The sequence below is a fragment of the Nitrococcus sp. genome, from assembly GCF_059432795.1.
The window spans coordinates 1-5,015 of sequence record NZ_JBXWZQ010000193.1 but is presented as its reverse complement, the minus strand read 5'-3'; the positions used below and the strand labels follow the sequence as shown (position 1 = coordinate 5,015).

At 63.3% G+C, this 5,015-nt stretch carries 5 protein-coding genes and 1 pseudogene; 2 read left to right on the top strand and 4 right to left on the bottom strand.

The window, feature by feature from the left end; translation table 11 throughout:
* The first annotated feature begins 252 nt into the window (after positions 1-252).
* The gene (locus AC52Q4_RS13245; protein WP_495537269.1) at positions 253-483 is read left to right on the top strand and encodes a DUF1153 domain-containing protein; all 231 of its coding nucleotides are present in this window, start codon (positions 253-255) and stop codon (positions 481-483) included.
* Positions 484-557: 74 nt separating this feature from the next.
* Here AC52Q4_RS13245 and AC52Q4_RS13240 read toward each other — a convergent pair.
* A pseudogene (locus AC52Q4_RS13240) lies at positions 558-695 on the bottom strand (transposase); the annotation flags it as partial.
* Between AC52Q4_RS13240 and AC52Q4_RS13235 the strand changes: the two are divergent.
* On the top strand, positions 642-836 hold the full coding sequence (locus tag AC52Q4_RS13235; protein WP_495537268.1) for a hypothetical protein: 195 nt from the start codon (positions 642-644) through the stop codon (positions 834-836). The pseudogene AC52Q4_RS13240 and the gene AC52Q4_RS13235 sit on opposite strands and share 54 nt — an antisense overlap.
* Before the next feature lie 53 nt (positions 837-889).
* Here AC52Q4_RS13235 and AC52Q4_RS13230 read toward each other — a convergent pair whose 3' ends face one another.
* The 3 genes from AC52Q4_RS13230 to AC52Q4_RS13220 form a co-directional block, all read right to left on the bottom strand.
* The gene (locus AC52Q4_RS13230) at positions 890-3,142 is read right to left on the bottom strand and encodes an ATP-binding protein (protein ID WP_495537267.1); all 2,253 of its coding nucleotides are present in this window, start codon (positions 3,140-3,142) and stop codon (positions 890-892) included.
* Positions 3,136-3,747, bottom strand: coding sequence for a biliverdin-producing heme oxygenase (locus AC52Q4_RS13225; RefSeq protein WP_495537266.1), 612 nt, complete (start codon positions 3,745-3,747; stop codon positions 3,136-3,138). Before AC52Q4_RS13225 ends, AC52Q4_RS13230 begins: the two co-directional genes overlap by 7 nt.
* Before the next feature lie 625 nt (positions 3,748-4,372).
* Positions 4,373-4,690 carry a carboxymuconolactone decarboxylase family protein gene (locus tag AC52Q4_RS13220; protein WP_495537265.1) on the bottom strand — a complete coding sequence of 106 codons (318 nt, stop codon included), beginning with the start codon at positions 4,688-4,690 and terminating at the stop codon, positions 4,373-4,375.
* Between the last annotated feature and the right edge of the window lie 325 nt (positions 4,691-5,015).

Genomic DNA, 5,015 nt, shown 5'->3' with positions numbered 1-5,015 from the left:
GTGTGCTGCGGCGCAGCATGGTCAAATACGTGGCGGCACGGGCCCCCTGCCCGGTCGTGACCTATCGCGCGCCTCGCCCTTACATGGACACATCGGCAGGCATGGCAGGATTATTCGGACGTGTCGCTCGGGGCGCGGCAGATTACACCCCGCGCATGGGTGAGGCATTGGAGTAGTGACTGTTTATCGTGCTCGCCTTGAAAGCCAAGCCACCGTTTAGACACTCTGGCAGCAGCCAGATGGAGATGGAACGTGGCGTCAGAGAAACCGGTTCAGCGTTGGACAGCGAAGTGCCGCCCGGCAGTTGTGCTGAGCACCTTGCACGGTGAGATGTCGGCCCAGGAGGCGGCGCGAAAGCACGGCCTGACGCTCGCCGAGGTCGAGGGCTGGCAGAAGCGGTTCCTGTCGGGCGCCGAGAACGGCCTGCGCAGCACGCCGCGCGAGGACGAGGCGTTGCGTGAGGAGGAGGTTCGCCGTCGGTAGCGTCCAGAATCTTTCGCGTGGCTATCCGGGAAAACGGCGACCACTCGGGTGCGGCGCCGGATCTCGCGCATAATCCGCTCCAGGGGGGTGTTCGTGCGAATACGCCGCCAGTGTGAGTCCGGAAAGCCATAGTAGGTCAGCGTCTCGGCAATGGACTCGTGTACCGCAGCGGCCGCTTCTGGCAGCTTTATCGCCTCGAGCTTGGCGATCACCGAGACTCGGCTTTCTCCTGGGCCGCCGTGCGGTCTTCGCAGGCATGCATGGCCTTGAGCATCATCGAGACCTCACGCACTTTGGCGTTGGGCACCCGCGCGAACGTAAGCTTCCCCGTCGAGGCGACAATTCAGAAGTAAACTTTCCAGCGCCAGGTTGGCGGGCGCGGTTACGCTGCAATAAAAAATACTGCTCAATCAGCCGCTAGCGTGAAATAGAATGTTGTGCCCTCGCGGGGCACGGAGTCGACCCAGATACGCCCGCGATGCCGTTCGATGATCGCCTTGACGATTGCCAAACCCATGCCGCTGCCTTCAGCGAGCGCCTTGTGCTCGTGCTGCCGGTAGAAGACGTCGAAAATACGCGGGATATGCTCGGGGCCGATTCCCACGCCGTTGTCTCGCACGTAGAACGTGTGTGGCAGGTCGTGTGCCTCGCCGTCATTTTGGTTTTCGCTCGTCGTGAAGTAACCGATTTCAATCCATTTGTCCGGCTTGTCGTTGTACTTGGCGGCGTTGGTGATGAGGTTGCTGAAGACGTCGCCGATTCTCGCCTGATCGCAGACGACGGTCGGCAACGGTGACGGCACGCGTATCTCCGCGCCCGCTTGCCTGATGCGAGGGTGCAGCATGTGCAATACCCGTTGCAAAGCCGCGTCGAGGTCGGTTGGTTCGAAGGCCAGGTGCACGTTCGCCAAACGGGAAAAGTTCTGAAGCCGCCGGATCATCTCGTTTGCCTCGACGGCGAATTCCAGGGCGTGCGAGAGGTACTTGTGCTGCGTCTTGTCGAGCTTTTCTTCGACCTCGGGCGCCAACAGTTTCAGATACAGCTGAATGCCCGCGAGCGGTTCACGTACGTCATGCGAGACCATCGTGGTGAACGAATCCAGCGCCTCATTGCTGCGTTGCAGGGCCCGCAGCTCGGCCAGCTCGCTTTCCCGATGGGCGATGACCTCCACGAGGGCGGCGCGTAACTCGGCGGCCGCGCGGACTTGACGCGGGCGCCACCGCTCGCTGGTACCGCGCACCGTCTCTTTCCATTCCTCGAAGCTTCGCCTCGGGCGCAGCTTGTCGTCGGCGGGCCGTTCCACCGGCTTTTGCGGTTTGCCAGCCCAGCGCACAGCGTGGATGAGTTCCGGGCGGAACCACAACAAGTACGGGGCCGGCGACCCGGAGAGGCGGATTGCCAGCAAACCACTGGCCCGATCGCTGTACGCCCGGGCCGGTCCGTACGCCTCGCCCAGCCGGTCGGTGTGATACAGTGCTTCTGCGCGCTCGTTGAGCCAGCGTGCGAGTTCGAGGATCTCGTTCGGCGATGGCGTATTACCGCGCAGGTGAACGTCGGACCCGGACACAACGGCGACCCCGCCGGCCGGCAGGAAATCGAGCAGGTTCGGCTCATTGCGCAGCAGGGCGGCGAACATCTCTTTCGCGCGGCTCATCGCCGCCGCAAGCGAGGCTTGCACGGTGCGACAGCGAGCCTGCTCGGTTGTCTCGGTCGCGGCTTCGTGCAATTCGATCTGCATCGAAACCAAATCCCCGAGCAGCTGGCAAAGTGCCCGCTGCGCGTAGGGCACATAGTGCGGGCTGCGGTGATGACAAGCGATCAGGCCCCAGAGGCGACCTCGGACCAGCAAGGATACGGACATCGACGAGCCCACCCGCATGTTTTTCAGATATTCCACATGGATGGGCGAGACGCTGCGCAGGACGCTGAAGCTCATGTCCAGCGGCTGCCGGGTTACCGGATTCTCGGCGGGCACCAGCGCCGCCGGACGGTAGCCGACATCCATGATCAGTCGCAAAGGGTTCTTGCGATAGAGCCTGCGTGCCTGAGCGGGGATGTCCGAGGCCGGGTACCGCAGGCCCAAGTAGGAATCGTCGGGTCTGGCAAGGTATTCGGCCAGTACTTCCCCATTCCAGTGAGGATCGAACTGATAGATCATCGCGCGGTGAAAGCCCGTGATCTGCGCTGCGTGCCGTGCTGCCAGCTCGCACAAGTGTTTCACCGTGCGGGCCTCGCGCAGCTGGGTCATTGCCGCGTTCAGCAGCAGCTTCAGCTCGGCTCTCGCATCGTCGTCGACGGCCGGCTCGAGTTCCAGCACGACCAGCCCCTGTGAGCGGTGCACCACCGCTTCATAGCGTGGGCGTGCCGTGCCGGCGGTCGCCTCCACCGCACCGAAGGCCTGCAAACCTTGAACTTCGCGCGCGAGCACCTCTCGAAGACGTCGCGTACCGTGTGGGCACAAAATGCGCTCGATGGGTTGGTCGAGCACGGCTTCGAGAGGCAGGCCAAGGTGGCTCTGCACGTTCTCGCTGACCTGGATCACCCGCAGCTCGTGACCATGCAACACGAACAGCAGCCCGTGCGGCTGAATGCTTCCGGGAACGTGGATCGGTTCGCGATCGCAGTGGCTGATATCCACGGGTTCGTTTGACCTCAGCACGTCGAGTGGGCTCGTTCGACCAAACCCTCGATCGAGCATACCCATCGGTGCATGGCGGCGAAGGTCTGATCGGCCGCCTCGAGGAGGCGCTGTCGCTGTTCGGGCGTGTTGGCGGCCCTGGGAATCGCGGTCTCGAATTGACGCCACATCGCCCCGAGCTCATCCCCGTAGCTGTGAAAAAATCGTGTTCCGCATTCGGGGCTCAAAGCGAGTTGCGGCTCCAGGATGCTGCGGATGCGCCGGCCGCCGATTGTTGCCCCCTCGAGCACATAGGCGCAGCCCACCGCGCGCTCGAAGGTGTCAGCAGATGGCAGGTCCGAACAGCGCGGGAGTGCCCGGAGGGTCGACGGGGTTGCGCCGAGGGCGATCAAATCGGATATGAGCCAGGGAAGCTTGCGCCGCCTCGGGTAGTCGATGCCGATATGCCGCCACTGCGGAAAAGCCGCCAAGCGTGCCTCCAGCGGGCCGTAGAAGCCGGCGAACGCGCCCAGCAGAAGACGGTAGCGCGTCATCGTGCAAGGCCGATCCGTGAGGGCCAAGGCGTCCTCAAGCCGCCGGTGAGCAGGCCTCGTGTATTCACGCACCGCAACGCGCAGAGACTCCATTGATAGCCCTTCGTCATGGCCTCGCCCCCGGAGCCACCGTCGGGCTGCGCGGTGGCGTCTTGTCGCTTGATTCACGTTCAGCAGGTATACGCCTAACCTTGATGGTAGCTAGGCCATTCGGATGCCTCAACTCGAGCCTCGCCGACGTGACACCGTACCTGAGAGCGCAAGCGACGGATTTGCTTTCGGTGACGAGCGCGGTGAGCTGCCGGCTTGCGGGGGCGCCTAGGCAGGCCTGGCCGCGGGTGGGAAGGTGGCCGCGTGGCTTTCAAAGGAGGGGGGGGAGGGCGGCACCCCGCAGCCTATAGAACGAGATTATCTGAGTCATGTTTGAACGTGGCAAGGCACTGAATCCATGGAGATGGATGGCGAGGGGTTCGTCACGGCCTAACGGCGCGGAAGTCTTCTCGGAAGTGGGGGCGCGTGGTTGGGTTGCGGAATCCTGCTATGCGCTCGTGATCAGCGAGCCGTTCTGCGGGTTGCCCCATCGAGCGGATTACTGCGCGCGCGACCGCTGTGTCGCTGCCCCGCCGCCCGCCGCCGTGCACAGGGCTTCGAGCATCGTCGAGCCACGCGCCACTGCATTGCCGTACTATCGAGAAGACGTTTGCGATTTCGCGGATCGTCAATCGCTCGGGAGCACGTCCTGCACCCAGGAGAGCGCCGCCGCGGTGCGTGGAAAGCCGACCGTGCTCATCAACAGCAGCAATGCATGATAGATCTCTTCCTTGCTGCTGCCTGCCGCGAGGGCTCGTCGGGTATGCGAATGCACGGCGCCTTGTGAGTCGAGCGCCACCGCGGCGGCAAGCTGGATCAGGTGCGCTGTTTTTTCATCGATCGGGCCGGCGGCATGCACTTTCTTGCCGAGCTCGATCGAGGCCTCGAAGACCTCCGGAAAGATCTCTTTGATCTTTTCGTAATGCGTAGGAAGCTTTGCGCTCATGATTCGATCTCCCTGTCCGTGCGGGACGATATGTGCTCAACGGCCATCGCGGGCAGCCGATAATGACAAGCGCGGCCTCTCCTCGTCGCAAGTGGCGCGTCGTCTTGCCCTCAGAATAGCTGATCCGACGTGGTGCAATGGCGCAGGCCGCTACCCGTTTGGTAGAAAGCATTGCCGAACTGGTGGCCGGCGTTGATCGGGCGGAGCCAGGACGCGGGGCCGTGCCGGCGCCTTTGGCGGATGATTCTTGGCTCGCTTGCCAAATCTGCCAGCGCCGCCTCTGGCAGCTGCAACCCTCGGGCTTGTGCCTAGGATGCGTTTTGCG